The sequence below is a fragment of the Klebsiella sp. HC6 genome, assembly GCF_022605325.1.
Lineage (GTDB): Bacteria > Pseudomonadota > Gammaproteobacteria > Enterobacterales > Enterobacteriaceae > Klebsiella > Klebsiella terrigena.
The window spans coordinates 343,293-364,465 of sequence record NZ_CP093276.1 but is presented as its reverse complement, the minus strand read 5'-3'; the positions used below and the strand labels follow the sequence as shown (position 1 = coordinate 364,465).

At 58.4% G+C, this 21,173-nt stretch carries 16 protein-coding genes; 2 read left to right on the top strand and 14 right to left on the bottom strand.

Annotation, left to right across the window (positions count from 1 at the left end):
• Positions 1 to 6: 6 nt before the first annotated feature.
• From MMW58_RS01655 to glpE, 3 genes are all read right to left on the bottom strand, one after another.
• Complete coding sequence (locus MMW58_RS01655) at positions 7 to 765, bottom strand: DeoR/GlpR family transcriptional regulator (protein ID WP_045854019.1); 759 nt, start codon at positions 763 to 765, stop codon at positions 7 to 9.
• A 52-nt stretch (positions 766 to 817) separates the two neighbouring features.
• Complete coding sequence (glpG, locus tag MMW58_RS01650; protein ID WP_133600054.1) at positions 818 to 1,648, bottom strand: rhomboid family intramembrane serine protease GlpG; 831 nt, start codon at positions 1,646 to 1,648, stop codon at positions 818 to 820.
• A gap of 139 nt (positions 1,649 to 1,787) precedes the next feature.
• Positions 1,788 to 2,117 (bottom strand): thiosulfate sulfurtransferase GlpE, encoded by a 330-nt coding sequence (gene glpE / locus MMW58_RS01645; protein WP_041143029.1) that lies wholly within the window; start codon positions 2,115 to 2,117, stop codon positions 1,788 to 1,790.
• Positions 2,118 to 2,331: 214 nt separating this feature from the next.
• Between glpE and glpD the strand changes: the two genes are divergently transcribed.
• Complete coding sequence (gene glpD / locus MMW58_RS01640; protein WP_133600055.1) at positions 2,332 to 3,840, top strand: glycerol-3-phosphate dehydrogenase; 1,509 nt, start codon at positions 2,332 to 2,334, stop codon at positions 3,838 to 3,840.
• Positions 3,841 to 3,944: 104 nt separating this feature from the next.
• Here the strand turns inward: glpD and glgP are convergent, their stop codons facing one another.
• From glgP to MMW58_RS01585, 11 genes are all read right to left on the bottom strand, one after another.
• On the bottom strand, positions 3,945 to 6,392 hold the full coding sequence (gene glgP, locus MMW58_RS01635; protein WP_133600056.1) for a glycogen phosphorylase: 2,448 nt from the start codon (positions 6,390 to 6,392) through the stop codon (positions 3,945 to 3,947).
• Positions 6,393 to 6,409: 17 nt separating this feature from the next.
• On the bottom strand, positions 6,410 to 7,843 hold the full coding sequence (gene glgA / locus MMW58_RS01630) for a glycogen synthase GlgA (RefSeq protein WP_041143032.1): 1,434 nt from the start codon (positions 7,841 to 7,843) through the stop codon (positions 6,410 to 6,412).
• On the bottom strand, positions 7,843 to 9,138 hold the full coding sequence (gene glgC / locus MMW58_RS01625) for a glucose-1-phosphate adenylyltransferase (RefSeq protein ID WP_041143033.1): 1,296 nt from the start codon (positions 9,136 to 9,138) through the stop codon (positions 7,843 to 7,845). Before glgC ends, glgA begins: the two co-directional genes overlap by 1 nt.
• An 80-nt stretch (positions 9,139 to 9,218) precedes the next feature.
• Positions 9,219 to 11,195, bottom strand: a complete 1,977-nt coding sequence (glgX, locus tag MMW58_RS01620) for a glycogen debranching protein GlgX (protein WP_241722667.1) — start codon at positions 11,193 to 11,195, stop codon at positions 9,219 to 9,221.
• Positions 11,192 to 13,378, bottom strand: coding sequence for a 1,4-alpha-glucan branching enzyme (gene glgB / locus MMW58_RS01615; RefSeq protein ID WP_133600058.1), 2,187 nt, complete (start codon positions 13,376 to 13,378; stop codon positions 11,192 to 11,194). The genes glgX and glgB overlap by 4 nt, the downstream gene beginning before the upstream one ends.
• Positions 13,379 to 13,620: 242 nt before the next feature.
• Positions 13,621 to 14,727: an aspartate-semialdehyde dehydrogenase gene (asd, locus tag MMW58_RS01610; RefSeq protein WP_041143036.1), complete on the bottom strand. Its 1,107-nt coding sequence runs from the start codon at positions 14,725 to 14,727 to the stop codon at positions 13,621 to 13,623.
• Positions 14,728 to 15,199: 472 nt separating this feature from the next.
• A complete protein-coding gene (gntU, locus tag MMW58_RS01605; protein ID WP_241722666.1) occupies positions 15,200 to 16,540 on the bottom strand; it encodes a gluconate transporter in 1,341 nt (446 codons plus the stop codon).
• On the bottom strand, positions 16,540 to 17,070 hold the full coding sequence (gntK, locus tag MMW58_RS01600; protein ID WP_045854011.1) for a gluconokinase: 531 nt from the start codon (positions 17,068 to 17,070) through the stop codon (positions 16,540 to 16,542). Before gntK ends, gntU begins: the two co-directional genes overlap by 1 nt.
• A 188-nt stretch (positions 17,071 to 17,258) precedes the next feature.
• Positions 17,259 to 18,254 (bottom strand): gluconate operon transcriptional repressor GntR, encoded by a 996-nt coding sequence (gene gntR, locus MMW58_RS01595; protein ID WP_041143038.1) that lies wholly within the window; start codon positions 18,252 to 18,254, stop codon positions 17,259 to 17,261.
• 193 nt (positions 18,255 to 18,447) lie between these two features.
• Entirely contained in the window at positions 18,448 to 19,143 is a 696-nt protein-coding gene (yhhW, locus tag MMW58_RS01590; RefSeq protein ID WP_041143039.1) for a quercetin 2,3-dioxygenase, read from the bottom strand.
• Between the two features lie 121 nt (positions 19,144 to 19,264).
• The gene (locus tag MMW58_RS01585) at positions 19,265 to 20,302 is read right to left on the bottom strand and encodes an oxidoreductase (RefSeq protein ID WP_241722665.1); all 1,038 of its coding nucleotides are present in this window, start codon (positions 20,300 to 20,302) and stop codon (positions 19,265 to 19,267) included.
• Positions 20,303 to 20,661: 359 nt separating this feature from the next.
• On the opposite strand from MMW58_RS01585, the gene yhhY reads away from it, so the two are divergent.
• A complete protein-coding gene (gene yhhY, locus MMW58_RS01580; RefSeq protein WP_241723681.1) occupies positions 20,662 to 21,141 on the top strand; it encodes an N-acetyltransferase in 480 nt (159 codons plus the stop codon).
• The last annotated feature ends 32 nt before the right edge of the window (positions 21,142 to 21,173 follow it).

Sequence of the window (21,173 nt, the reverse complement as noted above, 5' to 3'; positions counted from 1 at the left end):
CGCCGTTTAGCACAGCTCCAGCTGCAGGTTATTGTCCTTAATAACCTTCAGTACGCCCGCCGGCGGCATCACGTCAGTATAAACCGCATCAACCATGCTGATGCTGCCCATATTCACCATCGCGTTACGGCCGAATTTCGAATGGTCCACCACCAGCATCACGTGGCGCGAGTTTTCAATAATCGCGCGCTTGGTGCGGACCTCATGATAGTCAAACTCCAGCAGCGAGCCGTCGCTATCGACGCCGCTGATGCCGAGAATGCCAAAATCAAGTCGGAACTGGGAGATAAAATCCAGCGTCGCTTCGCCGATAATCCCGCCGTCGCGGCTGCGCAGCTCGCCGCCCGCCAGAATAATGCGGAAGTCGTCCTTCACCATTAGCGTATTCGCAACGTTGAGGTTGTTGGTGACGATGCGCAGATCGTTGTGCTCCAGCAGCGCGTGCGCCACCGCTTCTGGCGTCGTGCCGATATCAATAAACAGCGTCGCCCCGTCGGGGATCTGGCTGGCAACCTTGCGGGCAATACGCTCTTTTTCCTGGGTCTGGGTCGCCTTCCTGTCGTGCCAGGAGGTGTTAACCGAGCTGGACGGCAGCGCGGCGCCGCCGTGATGGCGCAGGATCATTTTTTGTTCGGCGAGATCGTTCAGGTCACGACGAATGGTCTGCGGGCTGACGGCAAACTGCTCAACCAGCTCCTCCGTACTGACATATCCCTGTTTTTTTACCAGCTCGATAATAGCGTCATGACGTTGTGTTTGTTTCATGCAATATCCCTGGGAAAATTTGACTCGCTTATCATGGATGACGGGGGAGTCTCTATGTTCGTTTTCGCACATGCTGAGTATCTACAAACGCCATCGCCAGTCCGGTCACCAGGCCGGCTACGTGCGCGCCGTTCGCAATCGACATGCCAAAAACATCAAACCATCCAGCAATTAACCATACTAAGGAGAAGAGTATCAAGCCGCGCTGTAAATAAACGCCGCTCTGCGGATCGCGCTCTCCCCGCAGCCAGACGTAGCCCATCAGCGCATACACCACGCCGGATAAGCCACCAAACCAGGGGCCGCTAAACTGATGTTGAACAAACCCGCTCAGCAACGCGCTAATGACGGCGATCACCACCAGCTTGCCGCTGCCAATCCGTTTCTCAACCGCACCGCCGAGGTACCACCACCATAGCAGGTTAAACAGAATGTGCATCAGCGAGAAGTGCATCAGCGCATGGCTAAAGTAGCGCCAGACCTCAAACTTCAGCGAGGGGTCGTACGGCCAGGCCAGCAGCAGCATAACCGGCTGGTCGCCAAGGACATTTTGCAGCACAAAGACCAGCACGCAGAGCGTCAGAATCGACCACGTAACGGGCCCGGCGTTGTGGCGCAGGGTCGCGAAGAAGGGGAAGCGCTGGTAGTGCAGCCCGCTGTTAGTTTGCCCCGATTGCCAGCTTGCCGCGAGGTAGCGCGGGTCGGCGGGGTTTTCGAGAAAGCGAGTCAGTTCGGCCTGAACCCGCGCGGCCTGGCTCTCGTCCGCCAGCCAGACGTCGCTCTGGCTGTGCTGCTGAATAGTCAGGATAACGCCCTGGGTCGCCATATAGTCGACAAACGCCTGGGCCACGCGCGGGTTGGCAAAAGAGGTAATCATTAACATGCAGCGGATCGCTTATTCCACACAAAGGGGGACAGTATATACGCAAAATCATTCAAGGTGCGTGGCGACGGCAGCCGTGAACGAGCCTCGCTGCCCGGCACGGAGGCCGTTTGAACCCTAAAACGTATACGATAACGGGTCAGAGCGTCCCGTGAGCCACTTCCGCGGGGAAGTGGCGATGCCAGGCATCAAATCCGCCGTCCACGCTGTAGACCTTGTCATAGCCCTGCTGCAGCAGATACTGCGCGGCGCCCTTACTGCTATTGCCGTGGTAGCACATCACCATCACCGCCGTCTCAAAGTCGTTATCACGCATAAACGCGCCCAGCGTATCGTTGGTCAGATGAAACGCACCCGGAGTGTGGCCCATCGCATAGCTTTGCGGGTCGCGGATGTCCACCAGTACCGCCATGGCCTGCTGCAGCTTCTGATGCGCCTCTTCTACGTTGATACATTCAAAGTGATCCATGTGCTCTTGTCTCTTTATTGCGGGGTGATATAGCGGGCTGATTGCCGGCCATGATTCTACTGCCTAGTTTACCGTCAGACGGGAAATAAACGCCAATATGTTACATGCATCACTCTGAAATGTTTTTTTGATGTTACCAATAGCGCGTTTGTTTGCTATATTGAGCGATATCGAACATTTGTGAGCTTAAACGAAAGTGCAAGAGGTAGCGAACGTGGAAACCAAAGATCTGATTGTGATAGGCGGAGGCATCAACGGTGCCGGTATCGCGGCAGACGCCGCCGGGCGTGGTTTATCCGTACTGATGCTGGAAGCGCGCGATCTCGCCTGCGCCACCTCCAGCGCCAGCTCAAAGCTGATTCACGGCGGGCTGCGCTACCTTGAACACTACGAATTCCGCCTGGTCAGCGAAGCGCTGGCCGAGCGTGAAGTGCTGCTAAAAATGGCGCCGCACCTCGCGTTCCCGATGCGTTTCCGCCTGCCGCACCGCCCGCATCTGCGCCCGGCGTGGATGATCCGTATTGGTCTGTTTATGTACGATCACCTGGGAAAACGCACCAGCTTACCCAGCTCAACCGGCTTGCGATTTGGCGCAGAATCGGTACTTAAACCTGAAATCGTGCGCGGTTTCGAATATTCCGACTGCTGGGTAGACGATGCGCGGCTGGTGCTGGCGAACGCGCAGATGGTGGTGCGCAAGGGCGGCGAGGTTCGTACCCGCACCCGTGCCGTCTCCGCCCGGCGTGAAAACGGGCTGTGGATTGTTGAGGCGGAAGATATCGACAGCGGCGAGAAGTTTACCTGGCAGGCGCGGGGCCTGGTGAACGCCACCGGCCCGTGGGTCAAACACTTCTTTGATGAAGGGATGCACCTGCGCTCCCCTTACGGCATCCGCCTGATTAAGGGCAGCCACATCGTGGTGCCGCGCGTGCATACCCAGAAGCAGGCCTACATTCTGCAAAACGAAGACAAGCGAATTGTGTTCGTGATCCCGTGGATGGACGAGTTCTCGATAATCGGCACCACCGACGTGGAGTACAACGGCGATCCGCAGAAGGTGGCGATCGATGAGAAAGAGATTAGCTACCTGCTCAACGCCTACAACGCGCACTTTAAAAAGACGCTGTCCCGCGACGATATCGTCTGGACCTATTCCGGCGTCCGTCCGCTGTGCGACGATGAATCGGATTCACCGCAGGCAATTACCCGCGACTATACGCTCGATATTCATGACGAAAACGGCCAGGCGCCGCTGCTGTCGGTCTTTGGCGGCAAGCTCACGACCTACCGCAAGCTGGCAGAGCACGCGCTGGAAAAGCTGACCCCGTACTATAAAGGTATCGGCCCGGCGTGGACCAAAACCGCCGTTCTGCCCGGGGGCGAGATCGACGGCGATCGCGACGATTACGCCGCCAAACTGCGCCGCCGCTTCGCGTTTATCAGCGAATCAATGGCGCGTCACTACGCCCGCACCTACGGCAGCAACAGCGAGTGGGTGCTCGGCGAGGCAACATCGCTTGCCGATCTGGGCGAAGATTTTGGCCACGAGTTCTATGAAGCCGAGCTGAAATACCTCGTGGAGCATGAGTGGGTTCGCAGCCTCGATGACGCCATCTGGCGTCGAACCAAACAGGGCATGTGGCTCAGCCCCGTGCAGCAGGCGCGCATTAGCGAATGGCTGGCGCAGCACGTGGGAAAGTCTGAGCTCTCTCTGGCCTCGTAGGCGCCCCGGCGGGGTTTCTCGCTGGCCGAAAAGCGCGGCCTGAGAGGATAAGAAGGATAAAAAAACGGGGCCTGACGGCCCCGTTTTTTGTGGTATCGCGGTGGTTACAGCCGCACCGGATCGATATGCCAGATATGGTCGGCGTACTCCTGAATCGTACGGTCAGAAGAGAAGTAGCCCATATTGGCGATGTTGAGCATCGCTTTGTTGGCCCACTCTTCCGGGTGACGGTAGAGCTCGTCCACCTTATCCTGACAATCGACGTAGCTGCGGTAATCCGCCAGCACCTGATAGTGGTCGCCAAAGTTAATCAGCGAATCCAGCAGGTCGCGATAGCGGCCCGGCTCCGACGGGCTGAACAGGCCGGTACCGATCTGGGTCAGCGTCTGGTGCAGCTCCGGGTCCTGCTCGTAGTAGTCGCGCGGTTTGTAGCCGCTGGCCCGCAGCGCCTCAACCTCCTCCGCGGTATTGCCGAAGATGAAGATATTCTCCTCGCCCACGTGCTCGAGCATTTCAACGTTAGCCCCGTCGAGGGTACCAATGGTCAGCGCGCCGTTGAGCGCAAACTTCATGTTACTGGTCCCGGAGGCTTCCGTTCCCGCCAGCGAGATCTGCTCGGAGAGATCCGCCGCCGGAATAATCAGCTGGGCCAGGCTGACGCTGTAGTTAGGGATAAACACGATCTTCAGCTTATCGCCGATCTGCGGATCGTTGTTGACCACCGCCGCCACGTCGTTAATGAGATGAATAATGTGCTTGGCCATGTAGTAGGCCGAAGCGGCTTTCCCGGCGAAGATATTGACCCGCGGCACCCACTCGGCGTCGGGATCGGCCTTGATACGGTTATAGCGCGCAATCACGTGCAGCACGTTCATCAGCTGCCGCTTGTACTCGTGGATGCGCTTGATCTGCACATCAAACAGCGCCTTCGGGTTCACCACCACGTTAAGCTGCTGGCCGATATAGTTTGCCAGCCGCTGCTTGTTCTCCAGCTTCGCCTGGCGCACCGCCTGGTTCACCGTCGGATAATCAATATGCTGCTCCAGCTCCTTGAGCTGGCTGAGATCGGTGCGCCAGGTGCGGCCGATATTGTCATCCAGCACCTTCGACAGCGGCGGGTTCGCCAGCGCCAGCCAGCGGCGCGGGGTCACGCCGTTGGTCACGTTGGTGAAGCGCATCGGGAAAATCCGCGCAAACTCGGCGAACAGCGACTCCACCATCAGCCTCGAGTGCAGCTCGGAAACACCGTTCACCTTATGGCTAATGACCACCGCCAGCCAGGCCATCCGCACCCGGCGGCCGTTGGACTCATCGATAATCGAGGTCCGGCTCAGCAGCGCGGTATCGTTGGGATACTGCTCCTGCAGCGTCTTGAGGAAGTAGTCGTTAATCTCAAAGATAATCTGCAGATGGCGCGGCAGAATTTTACCCAGCATATCAACGGGCCAGGTCTCCAGCGCTTCGCTCATCAGGGTATGGTTGGTGTAGGAGAAGACCTGGCAGGTCACCTCGAACGCCTCATCCCAGCTAAACTTATGCTCGTCAATCAGCAGACGCATCAGCTCCGGGATCGACAGCACCGGATGGGTGTCGTTGAGGTGGATAGCGATTTTGTCGGCCAGGTTGGCGTAGGTTTTATGCAGCTGATAGTGGCGGCTAAGGATATCCTGCACCGTCGCGGAGACGAGGAAATACTCCTGGCGCAGGCGCAGCTCGCGCCCGGAATAGGTGGAGTCATCCGGATAGAGCACGCGGGATACGTTTTCGGAGTGGTTTTTATCTTCTACCGCCGCGAAGTAGTCGCCCTGGTTGAATTTACCGAGATTGATTTCGCTGCTGGCCTGAGCGCTCCACAGCCGCAGGGTATTGGTGGCATCGGTATCGAAGCCCGGGATAATCTGATCGTAGGCTTCCGCGAGGATCTCTTCGGTTTCCACCCAGCGGGAGTTTTTCCCCTCCTGCTGAATTCGGCCGCCAAAGCGCACTTTGTAGCGCGTGTTATGGCGCTCAAACTCCCACGGGTTGCCGTATTCCAGCCAGTAGTCCGGCGACTCCTTTTGCCGACCGTCGACGATATTCTGCTTAAACATCCCGTAGTCATAGCGAATGCCGTAGCCGCGCCCCGGCAGGCCGAGGGCCGCCAGAGAGTCGAGGAAGCAGGCCGCCAGGCGCCCGAGCCCGCCGTTGCCCAGCCCCGGGTCATTCTCCTCGTCGATCAGCTCTTCAAGGTTGAGCCCCATCTCTTCCAGCGCGTTGTTCACATCTTCATAGATGCCCAGCGACAGCAGCGCGTTAGAGAGAGTGCGGCCAATCAAAAACTCCATCGACAGATAGTAGACCTGACGAACTTCCTGCGAAAGCTGGGCGCGGTTAGAGCGCAGCCAGCGCTCCACCATTCGGTCACGCACGGCGAACAGCGTGGCGTTAAGCCATTCATGCTTGTTGGCGATCGCCGGATCCTTGCCGATGATGAACATCAGCTTATAGGCGATAGAGTGCTTCAGTGCCTCAACGCTCAGCGTGGGTGATGCGTAGCTAAAGGGTACATTCATCGCAATGACTCCTGTGGTTACATCAAGCGTTGATAAAGTTCGCGATAAGAGTTCGCTGCGACCTGCCAGCTAAAATCCATATTCATCGCCTGACGCTGCACGTAACGCCAGAGCGAAGGGCGCGACCACAGAACGAATGCGCGCCGAATTGCTCGCAGTAGCGACAAGGCATTGCTGTCTTCAAAGACAAACCCGCTGGCCAGGCCATCGGCCAGGTTTTCCAGGGAACTGTCGGTGACGGTATCCGCCAGGCCGCCGGTACGCCGTACCAGCGGCAGCGTGCCGTACTTGAGGCCATACAGCTGCGTCAGGCCGCAAGGTTCAAAGCGGCTGGGAACCAGGATGACGTCGGCGCCGCCCATAATGCGGTGCGAGAAGGCCTCATGGTAGCCAATCTGCACGCCCACTTTGCCCGGATGCTCGGCCGCCGCGGCCAGGAAGCCCTCCTGCAGCACCGGATCGCCGGCGCCCAGCAGCGCCAGCTGCCCGCCCTGCTCCAGCAGGCCCGGCAGCGCTTCAAGCACCAGGTCCAGCCCCTTCTGGCTGGTCAGGCGGCTGACCACGGCAAACAGCGGCGCCTTGTCGTCCACCTTCAGCCCCATCGCAATTTGCAGCTGGCGCTTGTTCTCCGCTTTATCTTCGAGACTATCGCGGTCGTATCGCGCGGCCAGCAGCAGATCGTTTTGTGGATTCCAGATGTTTGAATCTACGCCGTTAAGGATGCCCGACAGGCGCCCCTCGTGCTGCCGCTGGCGCAGCAGCCCCTCCATGCCGTAAGCGAACTGCGGTTCGGTTATCTCACGGGCGTAGGTTGGGCTGACCGCCGTAATATGGTCGGCATAATAGAGGCCCGCTTTCAGGAACGAGAGCTGGCCGTTGAACTCGAGGCCGTGCATGTTATAGAACGACCAGGGCAGCTCGATCTCATTCATATGCCAGGAGTAGAACATCCCCTGATAGGCCAGGTTGTGCACCGTGAAAACCGATTTCGCCGGGTGGCCCCGCGCCGCGAGATAGGCCGGCGTCAGGCCCGCATGCCAGTCGTGGGCGTGCACAACGTCAGGGCGCCAGAAGGGATCCAGCCCACAGGCCATTTCGCTGCCTACCCAGCCAAGCAGCGCAAAGCGCAGCACGTTATCGGTGTAGGCATGCTGGTTGGTGTCGTGGTAAGGGCTCCCCGGGCGATCGTAAAGATGTGGTGCATCAATAAGATAGATGCCCACGCCGTTAAAATGGCCAAACAGCAGCGTGATGCGGCCGGCAAAGGTGTCTCTGCGCGTCACCACCTGCGCATCGGTTATCCCGCGACGAATATCAGGAAACGCGGGCAGCAGCACGCGCGTATCGATACCTTCTGCAATTTGTGCCGCAGGCAGCGCGCCGATGACATCCGCCAGACCGCCGGTTTTTAACAGCGGGAACATCTCTGAACATACGTGTAAGACCTGCATTATCGCTCCTGTGAGTGCCCCAACTTCCGCAGCATATCCCGGGTGACCAGCACAATACCTTCCTCTGAGCGGTAGAACCGACGCGCATCTTCTTCCGCGTGTTCACCAATCACCATGCCTTCCGGAATCACGCAGGCGCGGTCGATCACGCAGCGGCGCAGGCGGCACGAGCGTCCGACCCAAACTTCTGGCAATAAGACTGCCGAATCAATGTTACAGAATGAGTTCACCCGCACGCGCGGGAACAGCACCGACTGCACCACCACCGAACCGGAGATAATGCAGCCGCCGGAGACCAGCGAGTTCAGCGTCATACCGTGGCTACCGGAGCGATCCTGAACGAATTTAGCCGGCGGCAGCGATTCCATGTGGGTGCGAATCGGCCAGTTCTGATCGTACATATCCAGCTCCGGCGTCACCGATGCCAGGTCGAGGTTGGCTTTCCAGTAGGCCTCGAGCGTCCCCACGTCGCGCCAGTAGGGTTCCGCCTCGGGATCCGACTGTACGCAGGAGAGTGGGAAAGGATGTGCATAAGCCATGCCAGCTTCGGTTATCTTCGGAATGATATCTTTGCCGAAGTCGTGGCTGGAGTTTTCATCGTTATCATCTTCCGCCAGCAGCTCATAAAGATAATCGGCATCAAAGACATAGATACCCATGCTGGCCAGCGATTTGCTGGCATCGCTCGGCATGGCGGGCGGCACGGCGGGCTTTTCGACAAACTCAATGATCTTGTCGCTCTCATCAACCGCCATCACGCCGAAAGCGGATGCCTCTTCGATGGGCACCGGCATACAGGCCACGGTGCAGCGTGCCCCTTTTTCGACGTGATCGATAAGCATGCGCGAGTAGTCTTGCTTATAGATATGATCGCCGGCGAGGATCACCACGTACTCCGCCTTGTAGCGGCGAATAATATCGAGGTTCTGGGTTACCGCATCCGCGGTGCCGCGATACCAGTTTTCACCATGCACGCGCTGCTGTGCCGGAAGCAAATCGACGAACTCGTTCATCTCTTCGCTAAAGAACGACCAGCCGCGCTGGATATGCTGTACCAGCGTGTGCGATTGATACTGGGTGATAACGCCAATGCGGCGAATACCTGAGTTAATGCAGTTAGATAATGCGAAATCGATAATGCGAAACTTACCGCCAAAATGGACGGCCGGTTTTGCGCGCTTAATCGTTAAATCTTTCAGTCGGGTACCGCGACCACCCGCGAGAATCAACGCAACGGTTTTGATGGGCAGCTGACGCGCCAGCATCAACGGATCGTTCTTTTCTAGCCTAACCATGATTAACTCCTTTTTACATCCCAGCCTTCCTGCCCTTCCCGCCGCGTTGCCGCCGCGAAACTTACCGGAAGCCTCAGGGCTTACGACCTTTGAAATACGCACACTCCGTGCGCGGGCCCATGCCAGACATCCATGATGACCGGATTGTTCTCTCCGGCGAACGGAAGAACGGCGTGCCATTCCCCCACGGGTAATTCCATATTTGTGACTTCTGGGGTGGCGTTCAGCGTTATCAGCCAGCGTTCGGATAGCTGGATCTGCAAACGCATCACGCCGTGCTGCCACTCATCAGCGCTCAGCGGCTGAGCGTGTTGATTTAGCCAGCGAACGCTGCCGTCTCCCTCCTGCCACCAGCGGTTGCCGGTTAAGGCGGGGATACGGCGGCGTAGATGAATAAGCGCCGCGGTGAACGCGGTCAGCCCGCGGTTCGCCTTGTCCCAGTCGAGCCAGGTCAGCGCGTTATCCTGACAGTACGCATTATTGTTGCCATGCTGGCTATGGCCGTGTTCATCACCCGCCAGCAGCATCGGCGTTCCCTGCGACAGCAGGAGCGTCACCAGCAGGGCGTGAACGCTGTCCCGCCGCCTTTCAATCACGTCGAGCGTAGCCTCTAAGCCCTCTATACCATGATTGCTGCTGTAGTTATTGTTAGTCCCATCGCGATTCTCTTCACCGTTCGCCTCATTATGTTTCTGATTGAAACAGACGCAGTCACGCAGGGTAAAGCCATCATGGGCGGTAATCAGATTCACCGCCGCCGCAGGCTGCCGCCCGCTGCGCTGGAAGAGATCGCTGGATGCGGCAAAGCGCTGGGCGAACTCCCCCAACGAGGCGTTTTGCTGCAGCCAGAAACGGCGCGAAACATCGCGGAAATGATCGTTCCACTCGGCAAACAGCGGCGGGAAATTGCCCACCTGATAGCCGCCAGCGCCGATATCCCAGGGCTCAGCAATCAGCTTCACCTCTGCCAGCTGCGGATCGCGGCGGATCGCCTCGAACAGCGGCGCATCCTGACGAAATTCCGGCGTCCGTCCCATAACCGAGGCCAGATCGAAGCGGAAGCCGTCAACGTGACACTCATCCACCCAGAAACGCAGGCACCGGCGGGCGTACTCCACGACCCCAGGATGGCTGAGGTTGATGGTGTTCCCGCAGCCGGTCCAGTTGTGATAGTCGCCGTCGTCTCTTATCCAATAATAGCTACGGTTATCGATTCCGCGCAGGGAGAAGGTCGGCCCTTCAAGATCGATTTCAGCGCTGTGGTTCAGCACCACGTCGAGGATCACCTCGATGCCCGCGGCGTGAAGCGCCTTCACCGCGTCGCGAAATTCGTCGAGCGCGCGCTCGGGCTCGCTGGCATAGCGCGGGTCGAGGGCGAAAATCGCCAGCGGGTTGTAGCCCCAGTAGTTGCTCAACCCCATCCGCTGCAGGCGCGGTTCGCTGGCAAACTGCGCTACCGGCATCAGCTCCAGCGCGGTAATACCCAGCGTGTTGAAATAGTCGATCATCACCGGATGACCCAGCGCCCGGTAGGTGCCGCGAATCTCCTCGGGCAGCCCGGGATGCAGGTACGTCAGCCCTTTGACGTGGGCTTCATAAATGACCGTCTGACCCCAGGGCGTGCGCGGCGGCTTGTCGCCCAGCCAGTCGTAATGCAGGTCAACGACCCGCGACTTCGGCGCGATTGCCGCGCTATCGCGGTTATCGGGCTGCCGGTCGCCGCCGTGAAGACGCTCATCGTCAGGCAGCGCGCCATCCACCCGGTGGCAGCAGGGATCGAGCAGCAGCTTCGCCGGGTTAAAGCGATGCCCCTGCTCGGGTTCCCACGGGCCGTGGACGCGATAGCCGTAGCGCAAACCAGGACCAACGCCGGCCAGCCAGCCGTGCCAGACGTCGCCGCTGCGCGCGGGAAGATCAACACGTCGTTCGTTCCCCTGCTCATCGAACAGGCATAGCTCTACCCGCTCGGCATGGGCGGAAAAGAGGGTGAAGTTCACCCCCTTTCCGTCATAGCTGGCGCCCAGCGGAGCGGGCTTTCCTGGCGAGAGCGTCGTCATTCCGCCTCCCGTACCAGCCAGACGGTTGCCAGCGGCGGCAGGGTAATCGACAGCGAGTGCTCGCGGCCGTGGCTGGCGATCGCCTCGCTTGCCACTACCCCGCCGTTGCCGGTATTGCTGCCGTGGTAGTGCATCGAGTCGGTATTCAGCTCCTCCCGCCAGCGCCCAGGCTGGTTAATCCCGAAGCGATAGCCGTGGCGCGGCACCGGCGTGAAGTTGCTGGCAACGATGATCTCATTCCCCGCCTTATCGCGACGGACGAAGACAAACACCGAGCGCTCGTGGTCGTCCACCACCAGCCATTCGAAGCCGTAGCGGTCAAAATCAAGCTCGTGCAGCGCCCTGTGACGACGATAGGTATGGTTCAGGTCGCGAACCAGACGCTGGACGCCGTGGTGCCAGTTATCGCCGCCTTCCAGCAGATGCCAGTCGAGGCTGGCGTCGTGGTTCCACTCCCGCCCCTGGGCAAACTCGTTGCCCATGAACAGCAGCTTTTTACCGGGGAAGGCAAACAGCCAGCCGTAGTAGGCGCGCAGGTTGGCAAACTTCTGCCACGCATCGCCGGGCATGCGGTCGAGGATCGACTTTTTGCCGTGGACCACTTCGTCGTGGGAGAGCGGCAGAACGAAGTTCTCGGTGTAGTTGTAGAGCATGCCGAAGGTCATCTTGTCATGGTGATGACGGCGGTGAACCGGATCGAGTTTCATGTAGTCGAGGGTGTCGTGCATCCAGCCGAGGTTCCATTTGAACCAGAAGCCGAGCCCGCCCGTCGAGGCGGGACGCGACACGCCGGCAAAGTCGGTGGACTCTTCCGCCATGGTGACCGCGCCGGGGGTCTGCTCGCCGAGCACGCGGTTGGTATTACGCAGGAACTCAATCGCTTCCAGGTTTTCCCGCCCGCCGTACTCATTCGGCACCCACTCGCCCTCTTTACGGCTGTAGTCGCGGTAGATCATCGAGGCCACCGCATCGACGCGCAGGGCGTCAATGCCGAAGCGCTCAATCCAGTACAGCGCGTTGCCCACGAGGAAGTTGCTGACCTCCCGGCGGCCGTAGTTGTAGATCAGGGTATTCCAGTCCTGGTGATAGCCTTCGCGCGGGTCGCTGTGTTCGTACAGCGAGGTCCCGTCAAACGCCGCGAGGGCAAAATCATCGGAGGGAAAATGCCCCGGCACCCAGTCGAGGATCACGTTGAGGCCCGCGGCGTGCGCGGCGTGAATGAAGTAGCGGAAGTCTTCGCGGGTGCCAAAGCGTCGGGTCGGCGCGTACAGCCCGGTGGGCTGGTAGCCCCAGCTGCCGTCAAACGGATGCTCGTTCACCGGCAGCAGCTCCAGATGGGTAAAGCCCATCCATTTGGCATAGGGCACCAGCTGGTCCGCCAGCTCGCGATAGCTCAGCCAGAAGTTGTTATCGGTGTGGCGACGCCAGGAGCCCAGGTGGACCTCATAAATCGAAATCGGCGCATCGAACTGGTTCGCCTGCCTGCGCGCCGGCGGCTGGGTAATTTTTTCCGGCAGGCCGCAGATCAGCGAGGCGGTGTCCGGGCGCATCTGCGCCTCAAAGGCGTAAGGGTCGGACTTCACCCGCAGGTGGCCGTGCGCGTCGATCATCTCAAATTTATACAGCTGGCCGTTCTGCGCGCCGGGGACAAACAGCTCCCAAATCCCCGACTCTTTGCGCAGGCGCATCGGGTGGCGGCGGCCATCCCAGTAGTTGAACTGGCCGACCACGGAAACCCGGCGGGCGTTCGGCGCCCACACCGAGAAGCGCGTGCCGGTGATGCCGTCCATCGTATCGGCGTGGGCGCCGAGGGTTTCGTACGGCCGCAGGTGGGTACCTTCGGAGAGCAGCCAGACGTCCAGGTCCTGCAGCAGCGGGCCAAAGCGGTAAGGGTCATCAATCAGATTGAGCTGACCATGCCAGGTGACGGCCAGCTGATAGCGAAAAGCATTTTTTCGACGCGGCAGAACGCCGCTAAAGAAACCGCGCGAGTCGAGGCATTCGAGCCTGCCGACTTTGCGTCCGGTTTTCGGTTCAATGACCCACACGTCGGTGGCATCGGGTAACAACGCGCGTACTTCCAGCCCGGCATCGGTGGCGTGCATGCCCAGCACGGAAAAAGGGTCCGCAAAATGACCGGCAATTAGCGCGTTAATCACGTCTCTATCAATATGATTAGACATGGTTTCATCCTGTTGTAAGTGCCGCCCTTTCCTGTATCTGGCGACTTTTTTTGACCTGAACGGTGCAGCACACTGTGCATCCTTCTGCTCCGTCCCACCTTCAGGTAAGGAAACGTCGTTCCTCACTAAAGCATAGCCAAGGCTTTCTTACCCCCGTTGAGAAAAATCAAACATCCGCGTTTACTCCTTGTATTACGCAAAAAAAGGGGGTGTCAGACACCCCCTTTTTATTCATCCTGTGATTACGCCAGCTGCCGCAGCATCCGGCGCAGCGGCTCGGCTGCGCCCCATAGCAGCTGGTCGCCGACGGTGAAGGCCGAGAGATACTCCGGCCCCATATTCAGCTTACGCAGGCGACCAACCGGCGTCGTCAGGGTGCCGGTGACGGCAGCCGGAGTCAGCTCGCGCATGGTAATATCACGATCGTTAGGTACCACTTTCGCCCACGGGTTGTGCGCCGCCAGCAGCTCCTCAACGGTCGGGATAGAAACGTCTTTTTTCAGCTTGATGGTGAACGCCTGGCTGTGGCAGCGCAGCGCGCCAACGCGCACGCACAGGCCGTCAACCGGAATGGCCGCTGAGGTGGCGAGGATTTTATTGGTCTCCGCCTGGCCCTTCCACTCTTCGCGGCTCTGGCCGTTATCCAGCTGCTTGTCGATCCACGGGATCAGGCTACCGGCCAGCGGTACGCCAAAGTTATCTACCGCCAGATCGCCGCTGCGGGTGAGCGAAGTGACCTTGCGCTCAATCTCCAGAATAGCGGAAGCCGGATTGGCCAGCTCCGTCGCAACGTGGCCGTGCAGCTGGCCCATCTGGGTCAGCAGTTCACGCATGTGGCGCGCGCCGCCGCCGGAGGCCGCCTGGTAAGTCGCGACGCTGACCCACTCGACTAAATCCTGTGCAAACAGGCCGCCGAGGGACATCAGCATCAGGCTGACGGTACAGTTGCCGCCAACGAAGGTCTTGACGCCATTATTCAGACCGGCGGTAATCACGTCCTGGTTAACCGGGTCAAGAATAATGATGGCGTCGTCCTTCATGCGCAGCGAAGACGCCGCGTCAATCCAGTAACCCTGCCAGCCGCTTTCACGCAGCTTCGGATATACGTCGTTGGTATAATCGCCGCCCTGGCATGTCACGATAATATCCAGCGCCTTCAGTGCTTCCAGGTCAAATGCATCCTGAAGCGTACCGCCGGTGCTGCCACCGAATGATGGAGCAGGTTGCCCCAGCTGGGAGGTGGAGAAAAAAACAGGGCGAATGGCGTCGAAATCGCGCTCTTCAACCATGCGTTGCATGAGTACAGAGCCGACCATTCCGCGCCAGCCGATAAAACCAACATTTTTCATAACGTATTTCCTGGGAGATGTGTGCTGTTTGTGCCAAGCCAGTTTCCTACTGGATCATCCCTCACATTACAAAATGCTGCTAAAGTCGCAAGTGAAATTAATCAATGATTGCCCGGCAATCAGTAAAGCAACTTATCTTATGCAGCATCCGCAGCCATCGGCATTCAGGAAAACCTTAAAGATTATCGGGGATAAGCGTGGCGAAAAGGGAATAATTTCCGCCGCGTTTTTATTGATCTGGATTATGGATTTACGCGGAAAATGGGTCGCTAGCGGCAGCGCGGCGAAACCCGACAAACCCTTGCGGTGCCTGGGCTGCTGAGGCGTCAGGCTTTTGTCGTAGCGCTCATTATGGCGCGGAGTCAGGCGAAAAAGGAGGCATGGATGCGGGCAGGAAGCGAGGATAAAAACGGCGTCTGCCGTCAGGCGAAAAGAGCCCGGCAGCGCTGCGCCGGGCTCTCTTATTTAACGTTTAGCTGAGCAGCGAAAACGCAATCATACCGACGATGGCGCCGGTGGTGCCGAGAATGGTTTCCATCATGGTCCAGGTCTTCAGCGTCTGGGCTTCCGTTGCGCCGGTAAACTTACCGAACAGCCAGAAGCCCGCGTCGTTGACGTGGCTCACGACGATTGAACCGCCGGCGATACAAATCGACAGGGCCGCCATTTGCGCACCGCTGTAGTTCAGCTGCTCGATAACCGGCATCACCAGACCAACCGCCGTTAAGCAGGCGACCGTCGCAGAGCCCTGGATAATGCGCACCGCGGCCGCCAGCACGAAGCAGGTAATCGCAATCGGCAGACCCATACCGGTCAGCGCTTCACCGAGCGCCGGGCCGACGCCGGAATCCACCAGCACCTGCTTAAAGACGCCGCCGGCACCGATGACCAGCAGGATAATCCCCGCCGGCTGCAGCGCGTGGCCGCAGATCTCCATCACCCGATCTTTCGCCATCCCCTGACGTACCGCCAGGCCATAAATCGCCACCAGGCACGCCACCAGAATCGCGGTGAACGGATGGCCGATAAATTCGAACCATTCATAGGCGCTGGAGCCAACCGGGACAAAGCGCGCGGCGATCGTTTTCAGCCCCACCAGCACCAGCGGCAGAAGGATCAGCGACAGGCTAAAGGCAAACGACGGCATCTTGCCTTCGCCCAGGCTCGGCTCGCTGATATCGTCCGGAATATGCAGTTCGACATAGCGGCTGATAAAGTTGCCCCACAGCGGCCCGGCGATAAGCATCCCCGGGATCGCGGCGCAGAGGCCAATCAGGATCATCCAGCCAAAATCGGCGTGCATTTGCGACGCCAGCAGCATAGGCGCGGGCCCCGGCAGCAGAAATGCCGCAGCGGCGGCTACGCCGGCAAACAGCGGAATGACCAGCTTCACCAGGTTGGTGCCGGTATGGCGCGCCATCGAGAAGGCGACGCTAATCAGCAGCACGATAGCCACTTCGAAAAACAGCGGCAGCGCGCAGATAAGGCCGGCCAGGCCAATGGCGTAATGCGCCCGGCTGTGGCCAAAAGATTTCAGCATCTTAACGGCTATCTGGTCGACGGCGCCGGTTTCATGAAGGATCTTACCGAACATCGCCCCCAGCGCCACGACGATCGCCAGAAAGCCGAGCGTCCCCCCCATCCCTTTTTCCATGGTTGCCGCAATTTTATCCAGCGGCATCCCGGAAAAGAGACCTGCACCAATAGAAACCACCATCAAGGCCACGAAGGCATGCATACGCGCCTTCATGACTAAAAACAGCAGCAGCAAAACGGAGCCGACTGCTGTTAAAACAAGCGTTAATGTACTCACTAGTTACTGCCTTTGTTGATCACCTCAATGGTGCTCGCGACCACGCCTTCCAGCGATTGATCAATATCGACGATTAACACATCGCCTTCGTCCGCGCCGGGCTCCTGCAGAGTTTCAAACTGCGTTACCAGCATCTGGGTTTTGAAGAAGTGGCCCTTGCGCGCCTTCAGGCGGCTTTCGATCAGGTCAAAATCACCTTTCAGGTAGACGAAGGAGAGGTTCGGGTTGCCTTTGCGCAGAATGTCGCGATAGCTTTTTTTCAGCGCCGAGCAGACGATAAGCGACACTTTATTGGTCCGCTGCATGGCGAAGGCGGCGTCGTTCAGCGCCTGAAGCCACGGCGTGCGGTCGTCATCATTCAGCGGCTCGCCGGAAGCCATCTTGTTGATATTGCTACGCGGATGCAGAAAGTCGCCGTCGAGAAACGCGGCATGCATCTGATGCGCCACTTCGCTGGCGACGGCGGATTTTCCACTGCCGGAAACGCCCATCAGGACATAGACGTGGTGATCATGGTTAGTCGTGCTCAAAGCTTCCTCCCACTGGACACATACGCGTCGTCCTTCAGGCCGTTTGGATTCGGAGGTGAACGGGCGCGCGCACAGGTTAATTGTTACGGGTAACTGTTATCGGTAACATTGTCATGCCGGATTTAGGGAGAAGCAATCACCATTCGTGCCAGAAGTGAATATGTGTGATCTACTTCAAACTTGTCAGTTTAAATTGATCCACCCGGTGACAATGTGAAACCTAAATCTAACATCTTAGGGGTAACCGTCTCACCACGAATACGCGCCAGCAGGCGCTCGGCGCCGATGCGCCCCATCCGCTCACGCGGCGTCAGCACGCTGGCAAGACGCGGCTCCATAACCTGGCCAATATCGTGGCCGTGGAAGCCGGCAATCGCCATATCATCCGGAATGCGTAATCCCAGACGCTGGCACTCAAAGGCCGCGCCGACCGCGAGGTCATCGTTGGTGCAGAAGATCCCGTCAAGCTGCGGATATTCGCGACGCGCCTGGCGCATCAGCTCAATCCCTGACGAGTAGGAAGAAGATTGTTCAACCATCACGCTGTACGGCGTCATGCCCGCGTCGTGCATCGCCTGCTCGTACCCCTTCTGCTTGATGATAGTACGTTCATCAAGACGTGCGCCAAGATAGGCCACGTGGCGATGGCCGCGGGCAATAATGGCGGCGGTCATCTGGCGCGCGGCGTCGAAGTTATCAAAACCGACGGCGATATCGAGGCACGGCGATCGGCTGTCCATCAGCTCGACCACCGGGATCCCGGCGACCTCGATCATTTTCAGCGTCCGCGGCGTGTGGGTACGTTCGGTGAGGATCAGGCCGTCGATGTTCCACGAGAGCATCGATTCCAGGCGTTTTTCTTCCATTTCAGGCTTATAGCCGTAGTGCGCCAGCATGGTCTGATAGCCAAAAGCATCGGTGACGCTTTCAATGCCGCGCAGCACTTCAGAAAAGACCTGGTTGGTTAACGAGGGCAGGAGCACGCCGATGGCGCGGCTGGTCGCGTTGGAGAGAATATCAGGGGCACGATTGGGGATATAACCCAGTTCATCGAGAGCAACGGCAATCTTGCCACGCAGAGCCTCGGAAACCTGTTCCGGGTTACGTAAAAAGCGACTGACCGTCATTTTGGTCACGCCGACAAGATCGGCTACATCCTGAAGTACGGGTCTTTTCTTTTTCATCGTCCTGACTGTAATAAATGGGAGAGATTCTCTCAGTTTATCACGGACAAAGCGCAACCTTCCCGGAGAAACGCGCGCTAACGACTTTATTTAGCGTTAATGGCCGCAATCATGCGAGCGGCGCTGCGGCCGCTGCGCCAAAAATCCCCGGCCGCGCTGGCGACCGGGTGAGCGACAAAAGCAGGACTGAGTATTAGACCGGCGGCAGATCGAACAGCAGGATTTCGCTGTCGCTATCGGCATGAACCGAGATAGCCTGCTCATCCCAAATCGCCAGGCCATCGCTGGTGGTTGCTTTGGTGCCGTTGATGGTCACTTCACCTTTGACGACCTGAATCCACACGCGACGTTCCGCGGCAATCTGATGGACCGACTGCTCGTCTTTCAGCAGCGCCCAGCGGTACAGCTCCATATCCTGATGCACTTTCAGCGAGCCTTCGCGAGCGTCCGGCGACAGCACCAGCTGTTTGCCCTGCAGCGCATCAAACCGGCGCTGCTCATAGCGCGGAGCGATGCCGTTCTCTTCCGGCATAATCCAGATTTGATACAGGTGCAGACGTTCGGTGCTGCTCGGGTTGTATTCAGAGTGGCGCACCCCGGTACCGGCGCTCATGATCTGGAATTCCCCCGCAGGAACCTGCTCTTTGTTACCCATGCTGTCCTGGTGTTCAACCACCCCTTCCAGCACGTAGGTCAGAATTTCCATATCTTTATGCGGGTGGGTCCCGAAGCCCTGGCCGGCGTCAATCACGTCATCGTTAATCACGCGCAGAGCGGAAAAGCCCATAAAATTGGCGTCGTAATAGTTGGCGAAAGAGAAAGTATGCCAGGAATCGAGCCAGCCATGATTAGCGTGACCGCGTTCGTTAGCTTTGCGTAAGTAGATCATGTTGCACCCCCGTATGTTTTCGATGGAATAAGTGTGGACCCATTCTGCTAACGATCATAGAGGGTGAAAATTGACTCCTCTGTTCAAAAAATATGAATAAGAGCAGAGGAGCTCAGGAAGCTTATTTATCGAGGGTTATCGTGGCCGGCGATGGCTGTCTGAAGCCGCGTTCGAGGATCTCCATATTGGTGAGAACTTCAGTTTCCTTGACGTAATTGTCCGCCCCGTTCACCAGGGTCTCGTAGAGCGAATCATACACCCGCCCGTAGTCGCCGGGCTCCACCCGCAGCTCTTCCCGCACGCTCGCGCCGCTATCATCCACGTACTCCAGCAGGCCGATGCTCTCATCTGCCGCAAAGCCCGGCTCGCCCGGCATGATATTCGCCTTCAGGCTGGTTTCCTGCTGGTCGATGCCGTATTTGATAAACGACCCTTTATGACCGTGAACGATAAATTTCGGATACGCCAGCTTCACCAGATAACTGGTTTTAACAATCGCCTTCAGGTCGCCGTAGAACAGCTGGGCTTCAAAGGTATCATCCGGGTTGGCCTTATTACGCAGGCTGCGGATGTCGTACGCCACGCGATCCGGGCGGCCGAACAGGGAGATTATCTGATCCAGCGTATGCACGCCGAGGCCGTAAAAAGCGCCATCCTGCGCCAGTCCGGGCTGCGTTTCCGCCGTCGGGCGATAGAGGTCGAAGTGGCTTTCAATTTCAACGATCTCGCCCAGCTTACCGCTTTCAATCGCCTTCTTAGCGGTCAGGAAGCAGGAGTCAAAGCGGCGGTTCTGGTACGGCGTTACCGTCAGCCCCTTGCTTTTTGCCAGCGCAAACAGCGCTTTCGCTTCCGCCAGCGTCGGGGTGAAGGGTTTTTCCACCAGCACGTTCTTGCCCGCTTCCAGCGCACGCTTCGCGTAGTCAAAGTGGCTGTCGGCGTGGGTGCAGACAATCACCAGCCTGACCTGAGGATCGTTAAGTACTTCATCGAGATCGCTGGTGAAGTGGATATGCGAGTACTGCGGGGCCTGCTCTTCCGGCTTCGCGCTGCGGCGGTAGATATGCGCCACGTGCCAGCGGTCTTTGCGGTGCAGGACGTAAGGAAGATGGTAGCGGGTGGTGCTTTTGCCGAATCCAATAAACGCGCAGTGCAGAGTCATAACGCAGTCCTTAGTTGAGGTTTCTGCTGCTAACCATAGCGCACCCCGGCGACGAACTTAACCCTTAACCCACTGACGATGGCGGAAAATGACCGGCAAAAAAAGGCAAAAAAAAAGCCAGCACCTGGCTGGCTAAAGTAATACTGGAAGCAATGTGAGCAATGTCGTGCTTTCAGGCTTTCCGCAAGGGTCTCCCTGAATGCAGGACAATAATAATCATTCTCATTCGCACTTGTCTACTTCTTTTTGCAAAAATTAGCCGTTGACGCCTTTTTTAAAGTCAGGGATGTTGAAAGGGACTCAACGAGCAGATAAAGCCTGATATGCAGGCGCTAAGGAGAAGAGGAATGAGTGAGATAGTGATACGCCACGCCGAACCGCGCGATGCAGAACCGTTACGTCAGCTGACTGCACACCCGGAGGTCTATCACGACACGCTACAGCTTCCTCATCCGGCAATGGAAATGTGGCAGGAGCGGCTACAGCCCCGGCCCAACGGCCACCATCTGGTCGCCAGCATCGATGAGCAGGTCGTCGGCCACCTGATGCTGAGCGTTGAATCCCGCCCGCGCCGCAGCCATGTCGCAACCTTCGGCATGAGCGTGGCGGCGCCCTTTCACGGACGCGGCGTCGGCAGCGCCCTGATGCGCGAGATGATAAACCTGTGTGATAACTGGCTGCGCGTCGAACGCATTGAATTAACGGTCTTCGCTGATAACGCCTCCGCCGTTGCCGTCTATCGCAAATACGGCTTTAGCATTGAGGGGACCGGGCGTAAGTTTGCGCTGCGCAACGGTGAATACGTCGATGCCCTCTTTATGGCCCGCCTGAAAGAGTAGCCCTTCGCAACCCTCTCCCGCTCGGGGAGAGG

What these genes read in the sequence shown, in the direction of transcription:
- glgC (WP_041143033.1), bottom strand. Translation starts at nt 9,138, where the DNA reads ATGGTTAGGCTAGAAAAGAACGATCCGTTGATGCTGGCGCGTCAGCTG.
- asd (WP_041143036.1), bottom strand. Translation starts at nt 14,727, where the DNA reads ATGAAAAATGTTGGTTTTATCGGCTGGCGCGGAATGGTCGGCTCTGTA.
- glgP (WP_133600056.1), bottom strand. Translation starts at nt 6,392, where the DNA reads ATGAATGTACCCTTTAGCTACGCATCACCCACGCTGAGCGTTGAGGCA.
- MMW58_RS01585 (WP_241722665.1), bottom strand. Translation starts at nt 20,302, where the DNA reads ATGACTCTGCACTGCGCGTTTATTGGATTCGGCAAAAGCACCACCCGC.
- glpE (WP_041143029.1), bottom strand. Translation starts at nt 2,117, where the DNA reads ATGGATCACTTTGAATGTATCAACGTAGAAGAGGCGCATCAGAAGCTG.
- gntR (WP_041143038.1), bottom strand. Translation starts at nt 18,254, where the DNA reads ATGAAAAAGAAAAGACCCGTACTTCAGGATGTAGCCGATCTTGTCGGC.
- glgB (WP_133600058.1), bottom strand. Translation starts at nt 13,378, where the DNA reads ATGTCTAATCATATTGATAGAGACGTGATTAACGCGCTAATTGCCGGT.
- MMW58_RS01655 (WP_045854019.1), bottom strand. Translation starts at nt 765, where the DNA reads ATGAAACAAACACAACGTCATGACGCTATTATCGAGCTGGTAAAAAAA.
- yhhW (WP_041143039.1), bottom strand. Translation starts at nt 19,143, where the DNA reads ATGATCTACTTACGCAAAGCTAACGAACGCGGTCACGCTAATCATGGC.
- glgA (WP_041143032.1), bottom strand. Translation starts at nt 7,843, where the DNA reads ATGCAGGTCTTACACGTATGTTCAGAGATGTTCCCGCTGTTAAAAACC.
- glgX (WP_241722667.1), bottom strand. Translation starts at nt 11,195, where the DNA reads ATGACGACGCTCTCGCCAGGAAAGCCCGCTCCGCTGGGCGCCAGCTAT.
- glpG (WP_133600054.1), bottom strand. Translation starts at nt 1,648, where the DNA reads ATGTTAATGATTACCTCTTTTGCCAACCCGCGCGTGGCCCAGGCGTTT.